Raw genomic sequence first — 15,237 nt, 5'->3', positions numbered from 1 at the left:
TCAAAACATCGGGTCTCAGCCCGCCTTCCTCTGCCATGCGTCCCCTGGCGATGCAAATCCATTCTCCGGACCCTCGGCCGGGGGCGGCGACGGGGCGGCCAGCGGCACCGGCCGCAGCACCGCGCGGCGGATGTCCAGGGCGGCAAGGCCCAGCGCCAGCCAGCCCGGCGCGACGAGATAGAGCCGCTGCCACCGCGGGGCGAAGGCGGCCTTGAACTGCAACAGGCCGGTGCCGCTGTCCTTGATCCGGCGCCCCAGACGGGCGGCGATGCCCTGGCCATCGGCAAAGGCGGCCTCGGGCACCGCGGCCAGCGACAGACGCGGCACGCCGGCCCGCTGCGCATCGGCCAGGGCGGCGGCCACCAGCGCATGAGCCACGCCATCCGGTGCGGCGGGATGCGGGCGCAGCAGGTCCAGCGCCCATTCGCCGTCGCTGACGTGAAAGCTGGCGAAGCCCACCGCCTGCGCGCCGATGCGGGCGACATAAAGACGTTGCCCGGCCAGATAGCCTGGCTCGAACCGGCCCATGGAAAAGCCGCGCTCGGCGCCATGTGTGGCCACCCAGTCGACGTTGATCCGGGCCAGTTCGGCAGCCACCGGCGCCTCGGCCTGCGCCATCACCTCGGCCTTCGCCGCATGCCGCAGCTTGCGGCGCAGGCCGGCGCAGGCGGGCCGTTCGATGCGGAAGCAGCCCGGGTCGAGCCAGGCCTCGCGCGCCACGACGACCGCCCGCCAGCCGGCGCGGCGGGCGGCAGCAGCGACCGCCGGATCGGCCTTGTAAATCGCCGCGCCGCGCCCTGCCGCGCGCGCGTCGGACGCCAGTGCCTGGAACGGCTCCTGGCCCCGCAGCCGCCGGGCCAGCGGCGCACGCAGATGCACCCGGGTCTGCCCCAGGTCGGCAACGGCCCAGACCAGCCCGCCGGTCCGGAGCGGGCGAAAGCCCCCCTGCCGCATCAGCCCGGCCTCGGCGAAGGCAGGCTCGGCCGGGGCCATGGGCACCGCGGTCAGCGTTGCGCCCGCCTGCGGCCCGCGCAGCGCCAGCGCCGCCGCGGCCAGCGCTGGCAGGGCGAAATAGACCGCCCGCCAGGCCAGGACCGCCGCGAGCACCGGCGCCTCGGGCACGCCCGGCAGGGCCGCCAGCAGCGTCAGTTCAAAGGCACCCAGGCCCCCGGGCGCGCCCGAGATCAAGCCGGCCCCGATGGCCAGAACGATGGCCGGCAGCGCCTGGTCCAGCGCAAGCGGCACCGGCAGCAGCACCCAGAAGGCCAGCGCCGCGGCCAGCACGTCGACGGCCGCCAGCACGACCACCCGGCACAGCGTCCGAAGGCTGGGCCGCGCCGGAGACCGGCCGAACAGCGAATGCGCCACAATCGCAGTCATCGCCGCCAGGCCGGCCCAGGCCCAGGGCCGCAGGGCGACAGGCCCCAGCGTCAGCATAAGGCCTGCGGCTACCACGCCCCAGCCGGCCAGAAAGGCCAGCGAGACCAGCAGCGTCAGCCGACCGGCCTGTGCCAGGCTTTGGCCCGGCAGCATCCGCCAGCGCACCAGCGCGCCGGTGACCAGACCGAAGCCGGCCATCTGCGACAGGGCGATGGCTGCCACGCCGGCCCGCCGCGCCGTGGCCGCGCCAACGCCGGTTCCCAGGTGGCGATGCAAGGTCTCGTCATGGCCGCCCACCGCCGCAAAGCTGATCGCCGTCAGGGCCAGGGCCGCCAGCCAGGCACCCGGAGCGATGGCGGCGAAGGCCTGGCGCAGCGCCAGCGTGTCCAGCGCGGACAGGCGGGCCGACAGCAGCCCGGCCAAGCCCAGCGCAACGGCGAGGCCGATCCAGGGGCGCAGGCCCTGCCCCAGTGCGGGTTCCGCCCTCAGCGCCCGGGCCAATGCCCTGATCCGATCTGCCATCTTCACCCTTGCGGTCCCAAGCCCCTGTTGACACCGGGCTACAGGTCAGGCCTCGCCAACTGGTTAAGGGCGGCGGCGTTGGCAGGCGGAAGTCGTGAAAAAGCCGCGCGTCGGGGTCCGGCCCGGCGCACGGCTTTGAGCTTTCGCGAAGAAGGATTCAGAATTCTTCCATCATCTGGGCTTTGGCGACTGACAACAACTCGCCAAGTTTGGCGCGCACTTCTTCGGCACTGACCTTGCCGGCCAGGTCGCCGACGACCTTGCGCACCACGTCCTCGCTGCCCGACTCCTGGAAGTCGGCGCTGACGACTTCCAGCGCATAGGCGCTGGCCGCCTCGCCGGTCTTGCCCATCAGCCCCGCGGCCCAGAGCCCCAAGAGCTTGTTGCGGCGCGCCTCGGTGCGGAACTGCATCTCGCTGTCATGGGCGAATTTGGCCTCGAAAGCGTGTTCGCGGTCTTCGAAGGTGGTCATGGCTCTCCCCGGCTGCACGATCTTTTGCTGTCATATGCCCACCCCGGCCGCCTCCTGCAAGACCAAAGGCGCCCGCCTTGCGATGGACGGGGCCTTGCCGTATAGGCCAAGGGCAAGCAGGGGTGGCTGGGCCGCCCCTTTCGTCATTGGGTTCCGGAGCAAGCATGGCACGGCGCAAGAAGGTCTACGAAGGCAAGGCGAAGATCCTGTTCGAGGGCCCCGAGCCTGGGACGCTGGTGCAGTACTTCAAGGACGACGAGACCTCGGGCGCGGTGGCCCAGATCAGCGCGGCGGTCGAAGGCAAGGGCGTGCTGAACAACCGGTTGTCGGAATTCTTCATGACCGGGCTGAACGCCATCGGCGTGCCGACCCACTTCATCCGCCGGCTCAACATGCGCGAGCAACTGGTCCGCATGGTCGAGATCATCCCGCTGGAAGTGGTGGTCCGCAACTTCGCGGCCGGCGACATCAGCAGCCGGCTGGGCATCCCCGAGGGCACGCCGCTGCCGCGGCCGATCGTGGAATACTACTTCAAGGACGACAAGCTGGGTTCTCCGCTGGTGTCCGAAGAGCACATCGTCGCCTTCGGCTGGGCCAACCAGCAGGACCTCGACGACATCATCGCGCTGGCGCTGCGGGTGAACGACTTCCTGTCCGGCGTCATGCTGGGGGTGGGCGTGCGCCTTGCCGACTTTCGCATCGAGGTGGGCCGGGTCTGGGAGGGCGACTTCATGCGGCTGATCCTGGCCGACGAGATCAGCCCCGATTCGATGCGGCTGTGGGACCTGCGGGTGATCGAGCGGGCCGACGGCACCCAGGCCGACCCCGGCCCCATGGCCGACGTTCACAGCGAACTGGCGCGCCGGCTGGGCGTGCTGCCGTCGAACGTGACCCACCCGGTCAAGGCCTCGCTGATCAACTGAAACCGGATGTCCCATGATGGGACAGACATCGGCGCAAGTCTTTTCAATGACTTGCGAGACAGATTTCACACTTTCTTAACTTGTCGCTGTCCCGACGCAAGGCGCCGGCCCGGCCCCGGCGCGCCGGGGTGGGCGGGCGGGAGGCGTGCCGGGGCCGGGCCGGCGGTGGCCCGCCATCACGTGACAGCGCGAGCGCGGCCGTGAACCCAGGCATCGGCGCATCGGCGGCAAGACGGCAGAACTGCGGCCCCGGCCTGCCACGATCGGGGACGGCCATCCCCGCACGAAACACCCGCCTGCGACGCCGCCATCGCCGCAAAGAACCGACGTCGGGCGCGTCGGGATGTCAAACCTGGTCCCGGTTGCCGTCGACCGCCCGCCTTGCCCCGACCACGGCGGTCAGAGCGTCAGCGCCAGCGCGCCCAGCTGCGCGGTAGCGGTGCCCCAGCCGTCGTGGAAACCCATCTTCTCATGTTCGTCGCGCTGGCCCCGGCTGCGGTGCAGCGCCACGGCGCGGTAAAGCGTGCCGTCGCCTTCGGGTTCCAGCAGGATGAAGGCGGTGAAGCCGAAGCTTTCGGCGTTCGGGCGCCAGCCGCCCTGCATGAGGTCGGTCCAGACCAACCGCCGCTGCGGCACCACCTCAAGAATGCAGCCGTGGCCCGGCATCTCGCCCTGGCCCGGCACGTCCATCACGGTCTTGAAACTGCCGCCCGGCACCAACTCGATCACCACATCGCGCGTCACCACCGGCTTTGGCGCGAACCATTGTTCTAGCAGCTTCGGCTCGGTCCAGCAGCGCCAGACCTTGGCCGGGGGGGCATCCAGGTGACGGATCAGGTCCAGATCGGTCTCGGGGTCGATCAGCATCAGTCGTCCCTCAGCTTGCGCAGGAATGCCGACAGACGGTCGGCCCGGTCTTCCCATTCGTTGCGCACCTGGGACAGCCAGGATTCCGCCGAGAGCATCGCCTCGGGGCGCGCGCGGCACACCCGGGTGCGGCCTTCCTTTCTGGTTTCCACCAGGCCGGCGGTTTCCAGGACGGAAAGGTGGCGCAGGATGGTGGGCAGCCGCAAACCGGAGGGTTGCGCCAATTCCGTCACCGGCGCCGGGCCCAGGGTCAGCCGCTGGATCATGCCCCGCCGGGTCGGATCGGAGAGCGCCTGGAAGATCGCGGTAAGGTCGGGATCATGCTTAGTCATAAAGCTAAGTAACACGCCGGCGGCAATTCCTCAAGACCTTTGCGCCGATGGCGCGCCGGCGGCCGGGAGACGATTTCCGCGCGGAAATCGCGGCCGAAATTCGGACGAATTTCGGCCCCGCCGGACCGGGCCAGGCGCCACGCTCTTGTCTTGCCCCCGGCGCCCCTGCGGGTAATCTGCCGTGCAGTCTCCCCGCTTCCATCGCAAGGCCCCCCGATGACCGACCGTGTCCAGAAGTCCGGCCTGAGCGTCGCCGCCGCCTTGGCCCGTTTCCTGGACGACGAGGCGCTGCCAGGCACCGGCCTTGCCCCTGCGGCGTTCTGGGACGGGTTGGCCGGGCTGGTGCGCGATTTCGCGCCGCAGAACCGGGCGCTGCTGGCCCGGCGCGAGGCGGTGCAGGCGCAGATCGACGCCTGGCACGTCGCCCGGCGCGGCCAGCCGCATGATCATGCGGCCTACAAGGCGTTTCTCGCTGAAATCGGCTATCTGTTGCCGGAAGGCCCGGATTTCACCATTCAGACAACCGGCGTCGACCCCGAAGTCGCCCGGGTGGCCGGGCCGCAACTGGTGGTGCCGGTGACCAACGCCCGCTATGCGCTGAATGCGGCCAACGCGCGCTGGGGCAGCCTGTATGATTGCCTTTACGGCACCGACGCGATGGGGTCGCCGCCGCCCGCGGGGGGCTATGAGCGCGGCCGCGGCGCCCGCGTGATCGCCCGGGCGCGGGTGTTCCTGGACGAGGCGTTTCCGATCGCCGGCACCAGCCACGCCGACGCGCGGCGCTATCACGTCAGGGACGGCGCGCTGCTGGTGGACGACCTGCCGCTGGTGCAGCCCGAAAAGTTCGCCGGCTACCGGGGCAACCCGCGCGCGCCCGACGCAGTGCTGTTGCGCAATCACGGCCTGCATGTGGACCTGGTCTTCGACCGGGCGCATGTCATCGGCGCCCGCGATCAGGCCGGTCTGGCCGATGTGCAGATGGAAAGCGCGCTGACGGCGATCATGGATTGCGAGGATTCGGTCGCCTGCGTGGATGCCGAGGACAAGGTCGGCGCCTATCGCAACTGGCTGGGCCTGATGAAGGGCACCCTGAGCGAAAGTTTCGACAAGGCCGGGCGCCGGGTCGACCGGCGGCTGGCGCCGGACCGCGAATACCTTGATCCCTCGGGCAGCCCCTTCACCCTGAAGGGCCGGGCGCTGATGTGGGTGCGAAACGTCGGCCACCTGATGACCAACCCGGGCGTCCTGCTGCCGGATGGCAGCGAGATCCCCGAGGGGCTGATGGATGCCATGGTCACGGTGACCCTGGCGCTGCATGACCTGAAGAAGACCGAAGGCTTGCGCAACTCGGTCCAGGGCTCGGTCTATGTGGTCAAGCCCAAGATGCACGGGCCGGAGGAGGTGGCCTTCGCCGATGCCGTGATGGGCCGGGTCGAGGCGGTGCTGGGGCTGGCGCCGAACACCGTCAAGCTGGGGATCATGGACGAGGAACGGCGGACATCGGTGAACCTGAAGGAATGCATCCGGGCGGCAAAGGCGCGGGTGGCCTTCATCAACACCGGCTTTCTGGACCGCACCGGGGACGAGATCCACACCAGCATGGAAGCCGGGCCGTTCAGCCGCAAGGACTTCATCAAGCGCAAGGCCTGGATCACCGCCTATGAGGCGCTGAACGTGGACATCGGGCTGGAATGCGGGTTCTCCGGGCGGGCGCAGATCGGCAAGGGGATGTGGGCGATGCCCGACCTGATGGCGGCGATGCTGGACGAAAAGATCGCCCATCCGCGGGCCGGGGCGAGCACGGCCTGGGTGCCCTCGCCCACCGCCGCCACGCTGCACGCGCTGCATTACCACAAGGTGGACGTGGCGGCGGTGCAGGCGCGGCTGGCAAAGGGCGGCCGCAGGGCGCATGTCGATGGCATCCTGGAGATCCCGCTGGCCAGCTTCCGCGCCTGGACCCCGGCCCAGGTGGCGCGCGAGGTCGAGAACAACGCGCAGGGCATCCTGGGCTATGTGGTGCGCTGGATCGACCAGGGGGTGGGCTGTTCCAAGGTGCCGGACGTGAACGATGTCGGCCTGATGGAGGACCGCGCGACCTGCCGCATCTCGGCCCAGCACATCGCCAACTGGCTGCATCACGGGGTGGTCAGCGCGGACGAGGTGATGGCGGCGCTGCGGAAGATGGCCGCCGTGGTCGACCGCCAGAACCAGGACGACCCCCGCTACCGGCCGATGGCCCCGACCTTCCAGGGCATCGCCTTCCAGGCCGCCTGCGATCTGGTCTTCCAGGGCCGCACGCAGCCCTCGGGCTATACCGAACCGCTGCTGCACGCCTGGCGGCTGAAGGCCAAGGCGGCGGGCTGACCGATACCTCCAGACAGGATGCGCTCCGCGCGGGGGGTATTTGAACCGAGATGAAGCGGCATGATCTTCATCTTGGCAGAAATACCCCGGGGGTGCGGGGGCAGCGCCCCCGACGTCTGGAGAGGGGCGCATGTGACGACGAGGCAAGAACCGCCCGTCCGCTTGCTGACGCTCCGCCGCATCATCCGATGTCGAGGGCCAGCGCATGGATGCGGGGGACAAGGTCGCCCAGCGCCCGGGTCACGGCGCGGTGGCGGTCCACCCGGCTCATCGCGGCCAGTTCCGCCGCCCTGATGCGCACCCGGAAGTGGCTTTCGCCCGTGCCATCATCGCCCGCATGCCCGGCGTGCCGGTGGCTTTCGTTCTCCACCTCCAGCTCTTCCGGCCGGAACGCCGCGTGCAACCGTGCCTCAATCTGATCCTTCACGTTCATTTTTTTCACCTGCCCCTTCAATCCGCTGCCGAAACCCCTAAACTTGGCCGCCCGAGTCGGAAAGGCTCTCAAAGGCCCCTGCCCCATGGTCACCAAGCCGCCCTTCGAATTCGACATCCGCGTCAGCGCCGACAAAAAGCGCAAGGCCGCGGGACGCCGCGGCGCTGCGGCGGCCTCTGCCGAGGCTGCGGGGCGGGCTTGCGACTATCCCGGCTGCACCGGCACGGGCGCCTTCCGGGCGCCGAAATCCCCCGATCTGCTGGACGAGTTCTTCTGGTTCTGCAAGGACCACATCCGCGACTACAACCTGAAGTGGAACTTCTTCCACGGCGCCACCGACGAGGAATTCCAGAAATTCGTCGAGAAGGACCGCCTCTGGGGCCGCGAGACCAAGCCCTTTTCGCGCCAGGGCGACGGCAATGCCTGGGCGCGCATGGGCGTTGACGACCCGATGCAGATCCTGGGCGAGAAGGCCACGCTGAACCGCGGCCCCACCCCCGCCTCGGGCGCCACCCGCAAGCTGCCGCCGACCGAGCGCAAGGCGCTGGAGATCCTGGACGCCCGCGACACCTGGACCAAGACCGACATCCGCAAGCAATACAAGAGCCTGGTCAAGGACCTGCACCCCGACATGAACGGCGGCGACCGGCGCGACGAGGAACGCCTGCAAGAGGTGGTCTGGGCCTGGGACCAGCTCAAGGACAGCCGCTACTTCCGGGAATAGGCGGCGCCGCCCCGGAAAATTGACGAAAGCCGTTTTCCGTGCTTTCCTGACTGCGATTTGCATGAATTGCGTTTGCCATGGGGATGCCGATGTCGCAGGTTTTCGCCCTTGAAGGTTCATCCCCCAATCGCCGCAGGCTTCGACCGGCCGCACCGCTTGTTCTTGGCCTGTTTCTGGCCTTCGGGCCTGCCGCCATGGCACAGGAAGCCGCCAATCCCAAGCGCGCGACCGGCGTCCTCGACGAAGCCATCGGCTCGCTTGAGATCGACGGCGCGACCATCACCGAACTAACCCAGTCCGAGTGCACGGGCTTGGGAGGGACGGTGTTCGAAGAGGGCCTTGGCCTCTGCAAGTCTGGCAAGTTGTGCGGGACCACCGACGAAAACGGCCAGCGCCATCGGGTTTGTCTGGAAGCCGAGGTCAAGCCCGAGGACGGCGGCGGCACGAAGCGCAAGGCAGCAGGGGCCGGACTGGCCGTCGATGCGGTGACCGGTTCGGGCGGCGGACTTGCGGCAGATGCGACAACCTTCGAGGAACTGACCACGCAGGAATGCGCAGGCCTTGGCGGCGTGGCCATACCGCTGGCGCCCGGCAATCCGGAAAAGTGCACCGGGACTGAGCTCTGTGCCACCACGGACAAGAACGGCGTGATCCGCGTGGCCTGCATCGACGAGAAATCGGCGGACTGAGCGGTCGGCCTTTCCGCCACGGTCACGCCGGTTTGAACACCAGCGCCAGACCGTTCATGCAGTAGCGCAACCCGGTCGGCGGCGGCCCGTCCGGAAAGACATGGCCGAAATGCCCGCCGCAGCGGCGGCAATGCACCTCGGTCCTTGTGCCCAGGAACAGCGAGGTGTCCTCGCGGGTGCGGATCGCATCGGGCAGCGGGTCCCAGAACGACGGCCAGCCGGTGCCGCTGTCGAACTTGGTGTCGGAGGAAAACACCGGCAGGTCGCAGCCGGCGCAGTGGTAGGTGCCCGCGCCATATTCCTTGTCCAGCGGGCTGGAACCGGCGCGCTCGGTGTCTTCCTGGCGCAGCACGGCGTATTGCGCCGGGCTGAGCCGGGCGCGCCAATCCGCCTCGGACAGGGTGACCTCGAAGCTGTCTTCGGCCCGGGCGGGACGGGTCAGCCCCAGGGCGGCGGCGGTGGCCAGGAACAGGCGGCGGTGCATCGGCGGTTCTCCTCTTGCGGTCGGCCTGTCCTTCAATACGCGCAACCGGGCGCTCTGGTTACCGCCTTCACGCAGATGCGATCCGGCGTGTGCGCGAGGATCGCCCCCGGACTTCCCCAATGCTTCGCCCCAATGCTTACTCCGGACTTCCCCCGGGCTTCCCCTTGCGGCCCCTTGCGTTATGTTCCATGAACCTTTCGACAGCCCTCACCGGAACGCGACGATGCCCAATACGCCGATCAAACCCACCGAGGAAATCTCGGTCCGCGATGTCTTCGGGATCGACACCGAGATGAAGGTGAAGGCCTTCGAGGAGCGCGGCGAGCGCGTGCCCGAGATCGACCCGACCTACAAGTTCGACCCCGACACCACGCTGGCCATCCTGGCGGGCTTTGCCTACAACCGCCGGGTGATGATCCAGGGCTATCACGGCACCGGCAAGTCGACCCATATCGAGCAGGTGGCGGCACGGCTGAACTGGCAATGCGTGCGGGTGAACCTGGACAGCCACATCAGCCGGATCGACCTGATCGGCAAGGATGCGATCAAGCTGGAAGACGGCAAGCAGGTCACGCGCTTTCACGAGGGCATCCTGCCCTGGGCGCTGCGCAACCCGGTGGCCATCGTCTTCGACGAGTATGATGCGGGCCGCGCCGACGTGATGTTCGTGATCCAGCGGGTGCTGGAGCATGACGGCAAGCTGACCCTTCTGGACCAGAACGAGATCATCACCCCGCATCCCAGCTTCCGGCTGTTCGCCACGGCCAACACCGTGGGCCTGGGCGACACAACGGGGCTTTATCATGGCGTGCAGCAGATCAACCAGGCGCAGATGGACCGCTGGAGCCTGGTGGCGACGCTGAACTACCTCAGCCACGACGCCGAAACCGCGATCGTGCTGGCCAAGAACCCGCATTACAACACCGACAAGGGCCGCAAGACCATTTCGCAGATGGTCACCGTGGCGGACCTGACCCGCACCGCTTTCATGAACGGCGACCTGTCGACGGTGATGAGCCCGCGCACGGTGCTGAACTGGGCGCAGAATGCGGAGATTTTCCGCAACCTGGGCTATGCCTTCCGGCTGACCTTCCTGAACAAGTGCGACGAGCTGGAGCGGCAGACCGTGGCCGAATTCTACCAGCGCTGCTTCAACGAGGAACTGCCGGAAAGCGCGGCGAGCCAGGCGATGAAGTGATCCGGGCGGCGGGGCGAACCCCGCCCCACCGAAGGATGATGCGGGCGTGAGATGACCAAACCCACCGACAACCCCGCGGACCCGTTCAAGAAGGCGCTGGCCGAGGCCACGCGCACCATGGCGGATGACCCGGAGATGACCGTCTCCTACTCGGTCGATCCGCCGGGGATGAACAAGGAAGGCATCCGCCTGCCGCAAGTGTCTCGGCGGATGACGCGGGACGAGGTGCTCTTGGCGCGCGGCACGGCGGATGCCTTTGCCTTGCGGCGCAAGTTCCACGATGACGGGGTTTCCAACCGCTATTCGCCCACCGGGCAACTGGCGCGCGACATCTATGACGCGATGGAAGTGGCCCGCTGCGAGGCGATGGGCGCGCGCGAGATGCCGGGCACGGCCACCAACATCGACGCCAAGATCGGCCATGAGGCCGACCGCAAGGGCTATGGCCAGATCACCAACCAGCAGGATGCCTCGCTGTCCGTCGCGGCGGGCTATCTGGTGCGCAGCCTGGCCACGGGCCGCGACCTGCCGGCGGGTGCGCAGAACGTGATGAACCTCTGGCGCGGTTTCATCGAGGAGCAGGCCGGCGGCACGCTGGAGAACCTTGACCACGTGCTGGCCGACCAGGCGGCCTTTGCGCGCCTCGCGCGCAAGGTGATTTCCGACCTTGGCTATGGCGACCAGTTGGGCGACGACCCGGACCGCCCCGAAGACGAGGACATGGGCGACGAGGCCGAGGAAGACCAGGACAACCCGGATTCGTCCGGCGAGGAGCAGCAGGAGGGCGAGGACAGCGAGGCCAGCCCCGAGCGGAGCCAGGACGAGCAGCAGGACCAGTCCCAGGCGCAGGTCAGCATGGAGGACAGCGCCGAGGCCGAGATGGGCGACGAGGCGGAACTGCCCGAAGGCGAGGCGCCGCTGGAGCCTCCGCCGCCCGCGCCGCATTCCGACGCGGACCCGAACTACACCGTCTATACCACCGATTTCGATGAGGAAATCAAGGCGGAAGAGCTGGCCGAGCCGGCCGAGCTGGAGCGGCTGCGGGCCTATCTGGACCAGCAGCTTGACCCCTTGAAGGGCGCCGTGGGGCGCTTGGCGAACAAGTTGCAGCGCCGCTTGCAGGCGCAGCAGAACCGCAGCTGGCTGTTCGATCTTGAGGAAGGCATCCTGGATGCCGGGCGGCTGGCGCGGGTGGTGGCGAACCCGACCACGCCCCTCAGCTTCAAGTGGGAAAAGGACACCGAATTCCGCGACACGGTGGTGACGCTGCTGCTGGACAACTCGGGGTCGATGCGGGGCCGGCCGATTTCCATTGCGGCGATCTGCGCCGACGTGCTGGCGCGGACGCTGGAGCGGTGCAGCGTCAAGGTCGAAATCCTCGGCTTCACCACCCGGGCCTGGAAGGGCGGGCAGGCGCGCGAGCGGTGGCTGGCGCAGGGGCGACCGCAGGCGCCGGGCCGGCTGAACGATTTGCGCCACATCATCTACAAGTCGGCCGATGCGCCCTGGCGGCGGGCGCGGGCCAACCTGGGGCTGATGATGAAGGAAGGTCTCTTGAAGGAGAACATCGACGGCGAAGCGCTGGAATGGGCGCATCGGCGGATGCTGGCGCGGCCCGAGGCGCGCAAGATCATGATGGTGATCAGCGACGGCGCGCCGGTGGATGATTCGACCCTGAGCGTGAACCCGGCCAGCTTCCTGGAAAAGCACCTGCGCGATGTCATCGCGCTGGTCGAACGGCGCAAGGCGGTGGAGTTGATCGCCATCGGCATCGGCCATGACGTGACGCGCTATTACCAGCGCGCGGTGACCATCACCGATGTCGAGCAACTGGCCGGCGCGATGACCGAGCAACTGGCGGGGCTGTTCGACAAGGACCCGCGCAAGCGGGCCCGGGTGGGGATGCGCAAGGCCGGCTGAAGGCCGGGGGCCAGCCCCCGGACCCCCGGGGTATTTTCACCAAGATGAAGAGGCGGCGGATGTTCCAGAGTTTCGAGAGCCATGCTTCGCCGGAACAGGGGCCGTCACGCTTGGCGGACCTGCGGGCAGCGCTGGCGGTTGAGGGGCTGGCGGGGTTCATCGTGCCGCGGGCCGATGTGCATCAGGGCGAATATGTCGCGGCGCGCGACGAGCGGTTGCAGTGGCTGACCGGGTTCACCGGCTCGGCCGGGTTCTGCGTGGTCTTGCCGGCGGTGGCGGGCGTTTTCATCGACGGGCGCTACCGGACGCAGGTGAAGGCGCAGGTGGATCTGGCAGCCTATAGCCCGGTGCCCTGGCCCGAGGTGAAGCCGGGGCCCTGGATGCTGGAGAATCTGGCGGCGGGCGTGGTCGGTTTCGACCCCTGGCTGCACACCGCCGACGAGATTTCCAAGCTTGAGGCGGCGCTTGAAGGGTCGGGCGTATCCCTTCGCCCAGAAAAGAATTTCGTCGATCTGATCTGGCCGGATCAGCCGGCGCCACCGCTGGGACTGGCCTTCGCGCACCCCGACGCGCTGGCGGGCGAGTCGAGCACCGACAAGCGGGCGCGGCTGGCCGAGGGGCTGCGGGCGGCGGGGCAGCGGGCGGCGGTGATCACCTTGCCGGACTCCGTTTGCTGGTTGTTGAACGTCCGCGGCGCAGATGTGCCGCGCAACCCGATCCTGCATGGTCATGCCATTCTGCACGACGACGCGCGGGTGACGCTGTTCGCCGAAGCGGCCAAGTTCGACGCAGCGACCCGCGCCCACCTGGGGCCGCAGGTGACGCTGCGGCCGCCTTCGGCCTTTGTGCCGGCGCTGCATACCCTGCAGGGGCCGGTGCGGGTGGACAGGATGACCGCGCCGCTGGCGGTGTCGCAGGAACTGGCCGAGGCGGGCGTCGAGGTCGCCTGGGGCGACGATCCCTGCCGCTTGCCCAAGGCGCGCAAGACGGCGGCCGAGGTGCAGGGGATGCGCGAGGCACATCTGCGCGACGGGGCTGCAATGGTGGAATTCCTGTGCTGGCTGGACGCGCAGGACCCGGAAAGCCTGACGGAAATCTCGGTCGTGCGGGCCTTGGAGGGGTACCGCCGGGCGACCAATGCGCTGCATGACATCAGTTTCGACACCATCTGCGGGGCCGGGCCGCATGGCGCGATCATGCACTATCGGGTGACCGAGGAGACCAGCCGCCGGGTCGGCCGGGACGATCTGCTGCTGGTCGATTCGGGCGCGCAGTATCTGGACGGCACCACCGACATCACCCGCACCGTGGCGATGGGCACCCCGGGGGACGAGGCGCGCGACTGCTACACCCGGGTGCTGCAGGGGCTGATCGCGATTTCCCGGGTGCGCTGGCCGGTCGGGCTGGCCGGGCGCGACCTCGACCCCCTGGCGCGCTATCCGCTGTGGGTCTCGGGCCGGGATTTCGACCATGGCACGGGGCATGGCGTGGGCGCGTTCCTCAGCGTCCACGAAGGCCCGCAGCGGCTGAGCCGAATCTCGGAGGTGACGTTGGAGCCGGGGATGATCCTGTCGAACGAGCCGGGGTATTACCGCGAGGGCGCGTTCGGCATCCGGCTGGAGAACCTGATCGTGGTGCAGGAGGCCACCCCGGGCGCGGATGCACAGCGCAAGCAGTTGTGCTTCGAAACCCTGACCTGGGTGCCGTTCGACCGCCGGCTGGTGGTGGCGGCGATGCTGTCGCCGGAGGAGCGGGCCTGGCTGGACGGCTATCAGGCCGAGGTCCGGGCGAAGCTTGGCCAAAGGGTCTCGGCCCCGGCGCGGGCCTGGCTTGAGGCCGCCTGCGCGCCGCTTTAGGCGGCCTCGGCGGCGACCTTGCGGATGCGTTCGATCATGGCGCGCAGCCCGTTCGAGCGTTGCGCCGAAAGATGGTCGTTCAGGCCCAGCCGGCCAAGTTCGGCAGCGGCGTCGATGCCCGGCACCTGGGCGACCGGCAGGCCGGAGTAAAGCGCATGCAGGATGGCGATCAGGCCGCGCACGATCAGCGCGTCGCTGTCGCCCTGAAAGTCGAAGCGACCCTCGGCCAGGACGGGGCGCAGCCAGACCTGGCTGGCGCAGCCATCGACCTTGTAGGCGGGAACGTGGAAGCTGGGGTCCATCGGCGGCATGGCGCGGCCCAGTTCGATGACGTGACGGTATCGGTCCTCCCAGTCGTCGAGGAATTCCAGCGTCTCGGCGATGTCTTCGAAGGCGGCGGTGGCCATGGGCGTCTCCTTGCTGCTTTCAGGTAGCGTTGCGGGCGGGCAAGGTCCAGCCCCGGTAAAAAGGGGCGCTTTTCAAGCCGCGCGGCATGCGCTAGCCAGAGGGAGAAGATGGAGACGTTCATGAACCGCCGCACCGTCGTGCTGTCGTCGCTTGCGCTGGGCCTGGCCGGCTGCGCGAGGGTCCGGGACAGCAAGCTCAACCCGTTCAACTGGTTCGGCCGGTCGCGCGAGCGCGAGACGGTGGCGCTGCCGGTACGGCCGAAGGACACCCGCGACCTGGTGGCCGAGGTGGTGTCGATGACGGTGGAGCAGATCCCCACCGGGGCGATCGTGCGGGCGACCGGGCGGACGCCGACGCAGGGCTGGTGGCAGGCCGAGCTGGTCGAGCAGCCGCTGACCGAGGACGGCGTGCTGGTGCTGGAGTTCCGCATCTTTCCGCCGATCGAGCGGACCGACATCAACACCCCGCAATCGCGCGAGGTGACCGCGGCGATCCACCTGTCGAACATCGTCCTCGATCCGGTGCGCGAGATCGTCGTGCAAGGCGCCGCCAACGCCCGCGCCGCCCGCCGCTGATCCAGCGGACCGGCGCGGAGGGCGCCGCGGGCCTCTTGTCTTGTCGTCGTCTTCGCACCTTCTTGGGCAGATGGGGGGCCAGCCCCCCAA

General features: G+C 68.7%; 15 protein-coding genes. 8 read left to right on the top strand and 7 right to left on the bottom strand.

All coding sequences use genetic code 11. The features are described 5' to 3' along the window. Nucleotides 1-15: 15 nt before the first annotated feature. The gene (locus LHP98_RS00750) at nucleotides 16-1,902 is read right to left on the bottom strand and encodes a phosphatidylglycerol lysyltransferase domain-containing protein (RefSeq protein ID WP_227250587.1); all 1,887 of its coding nucleotides are present in this window, start codon (nucleotides 1,900-1,902) and stop codon (nucleotides 16-18) included. Between the two features lie 157 nt (nucleotides 1,903-2,059). After that, nucleotides 2,060-2,374 (bottom strand): DUF1476 domain-containing protein, encoded by a 315-nt coding sequence (locus LHP98_RS00745; protein ID WP_227250586.1) that lies wholly within the window; start codon nucleotides 2,372-2,374, stop codon nucleotides 2,060-2,062. 164 nt (nucleotides 2,375-2,538) lie between these two features. On the opposite strand from LHP98_RS00745, the gene LHP98_RS00740 reads away from it, so the two are divergent. Next, nucleotides 2,539-3,297: a phosphoribosylaminoimidazolesuccinocarboxamide synthase gene (locus tag LHP98_RS00740; protein WP_227250585.1), complete on the top strand. Its 759-nt coding sequence runs from the start codon at nucleotides 2,539-2,541 to the stop codon at nucleotides 3,295-3,297. A 399-nt stretch (nucleotides 3,298-3,696) separates the two neighbouring features. Here the strand turns inward: LHP98_RS00740 and LHP98_RS00735 are convergent, their stop codons facing one another. Then, a complete protein-coding gene (locus LHP98_RS00735) occupies nucleotides 3,697-4,164 on the bottom strand; it encodes an SRPBCC family protein (RefSeq protein ID WP_227250584.1) in 468 nt (155 codons plus the stop codon). Beyond that, a complete protein-coding gene (locus LHP98_RS00730; RefSeq protein WP_227250583.1) occupies nucleotides 4,164-4,496 on the bottom strand; it encodes an ArsR/SmtB family transcription factor in 333 nt (110 codons plus the stop codon). The genes LHP98_RS00735 and LHP98_RS00730 overlap by 1 nt, the downstream gene beginning before the upstream one ends. A gap of 216 nt (nucleotides 4,497-4,712) precedes the next feature. On the opposite strand from LHP98_RS00730, the gene LHP98_RS00725 reads away from it, so the two are divergent. Further along, entirely contained in the window at nucleotides 4,713-6,860 is a 2,148-nt protein-coding gene (locus tag LHP98_RS00725) for a malate synthase G (RefSeq protein ID WP_227250582.1), read from the top strand. Nucleotides 6,861-7,041: 181 nt separating this feature from the next. Here LHP98_RS00725 and LHP98_RS00720 read toward each other — a convergent pair whose 3' ends face one another. Then, entirely contained in the window at nucleotides 7,042-7,293 is a 252-nt protein-coding gene (locus LHP98_RS00720) for a BolA family protein (protein WP_227250581.1), read from the bottom strand. An 85-nt stretch (nucleotides 7,294-7,378) separates the two neighbouring features. On the opposite strand from LHP98_RS00720, the gene LHP98_RS00715 reads away from it, so the two are divergent. Continuing rightward, on the top strand, nucleotides 7,379-8,017 hold the full coding sequence (locus tag LHP98_RS00715; protein WP_227250580.1) for a J domain-containing protein: 639 nt from the start codon (nucleotides 7,379-7,381) through the stop codon (nucleotides 8,015-8,017). A gap of 77 nt (nucleotides 8,018-8,094) precedes the next feature. Beyond that, nucleotides 8,095-8,706 (top strand): hypothetical protein, encoded by a 612-nt coding sequence (locus tag LHP98_RS00710; protein WP_227250579.1) that lies wholly within the window; start codon nucleotides 8,095-8,097, stop codon nucleotides 8,704-8,706. 22 nt (nucleotides 8,707-8,728) lie between these two features. Here the strand turns inward: LHP98_RS00710 and msrB are convergent, their stop codons facing one another. Further along, nucleotides 8,729-9,190 (bottom strand): peptide-methionine (R)-S-oxide reductase MsrB, encoded by a 462-nt coding sequence (gene msrB / locus LHP98_RS00705; protein ID WP_227250578.1) that lies wholly within the window; start codon nucleotides 9,188-9,190, stop codon nucleotides 8,729-8,731. Nucleotides 9,191-9,413: 223 nt separating this feature from the next. Here msrB and cobS point away from each other — a divergent pair, with 223 nt between their 5' ends. Genes cobS through LHP98_RS00690 form a run of 3 tightly spaced genes read left to right on the top strand, consistent with a single transcriptional unit; the run spans nucleotide 9,414 to nucleotide 14,164 of the window. Further along, the gene (gene cobS, locus LHP98_RS00700; RefSeq protein WP_227250577.1) at nucleotides 9,414-10,388 is read left to right on the top strand and encodes a cobaltochelatase subunit CobS; all 975 of its coding nucleotides are present in this window, start codon (nucleotides 9,414-9,416) and stop codon (nucleotides 10,386-10,388) included. Between the two features lie 51 nt (nucleotides 10,389-10,439). Further along, nucleotides 10,440-12,308, top strand: coding sequence for a cobaltochelatase subunit CobT (gene cobT, locus LHP98_RS00695; RefSeq protein WP_227250576.1), 1,869 nt, complete (start codon nucleotides 10,440-10,442; stop codon nucleotides 12,306-12,308). 59 nt (nucleotides 12,309-12,367) lie between these two features. Beyond that, nucleotides 12,368-14,164 (top strand): aminopeptidase P family protein, encoded by a 1,797-nt coding sequence (locus LHP98_RS00690; protein WP_227250575.1) that lies wholly within the window; start codon nucleotides 12,368-12,370, stop codon nucleotides 14,162-14,164. On the opposite strand, the gene LHP98_RS00685 is transcribed toward LHP98_RS00690, so the two are convergent. Next, a complete protein-coding gene (locus tag LHP98_RS00685; RefSeq protein ID WP_227250574.1) occupies nucleotides 14,161-14,571 on the bottom strand; it encodes a SufE family protein in 411 nt (136 codons plus the stop codon). The genes LHP98_RS00690 and LHP98_RS00685 overlap by 4 nt on opposite strands. A 120-nt stretch (nucleotides 14,572-14,691) precedes the next feature. On the opposite strand from LHP98_RS00685, the gene LHP98_RS00680 reads away from it, so the two are divergent. Further along, on the top strand, nucleotides 14,692-15,147 hold the full coding sequence (locus LHP98_RS00680) for a hypothetical protein (RefSeq protein ID WP_227250573.1): 456 nt from the start codon (nucleotides 14,692-14,694) through the stop codon (nucleotides 15,145-15,147). Nucleotides 15,148-15,237 lie beyond the last annotated feature (90 nt).

It is taken from the genome of Rhodobacter sp. Har01, assembly GCF_020564565.1.
GTDB lineage: Bacteria > Pseudomonadota > Alphaproteobacteria > Rhodobacterales > Rhodobacteraceae > Pseudogemmobacter.
Note: the sequence above shows the minus strand (reverse complement) of the source record. Positions and strands in the feature narration are given on the sequence as shown.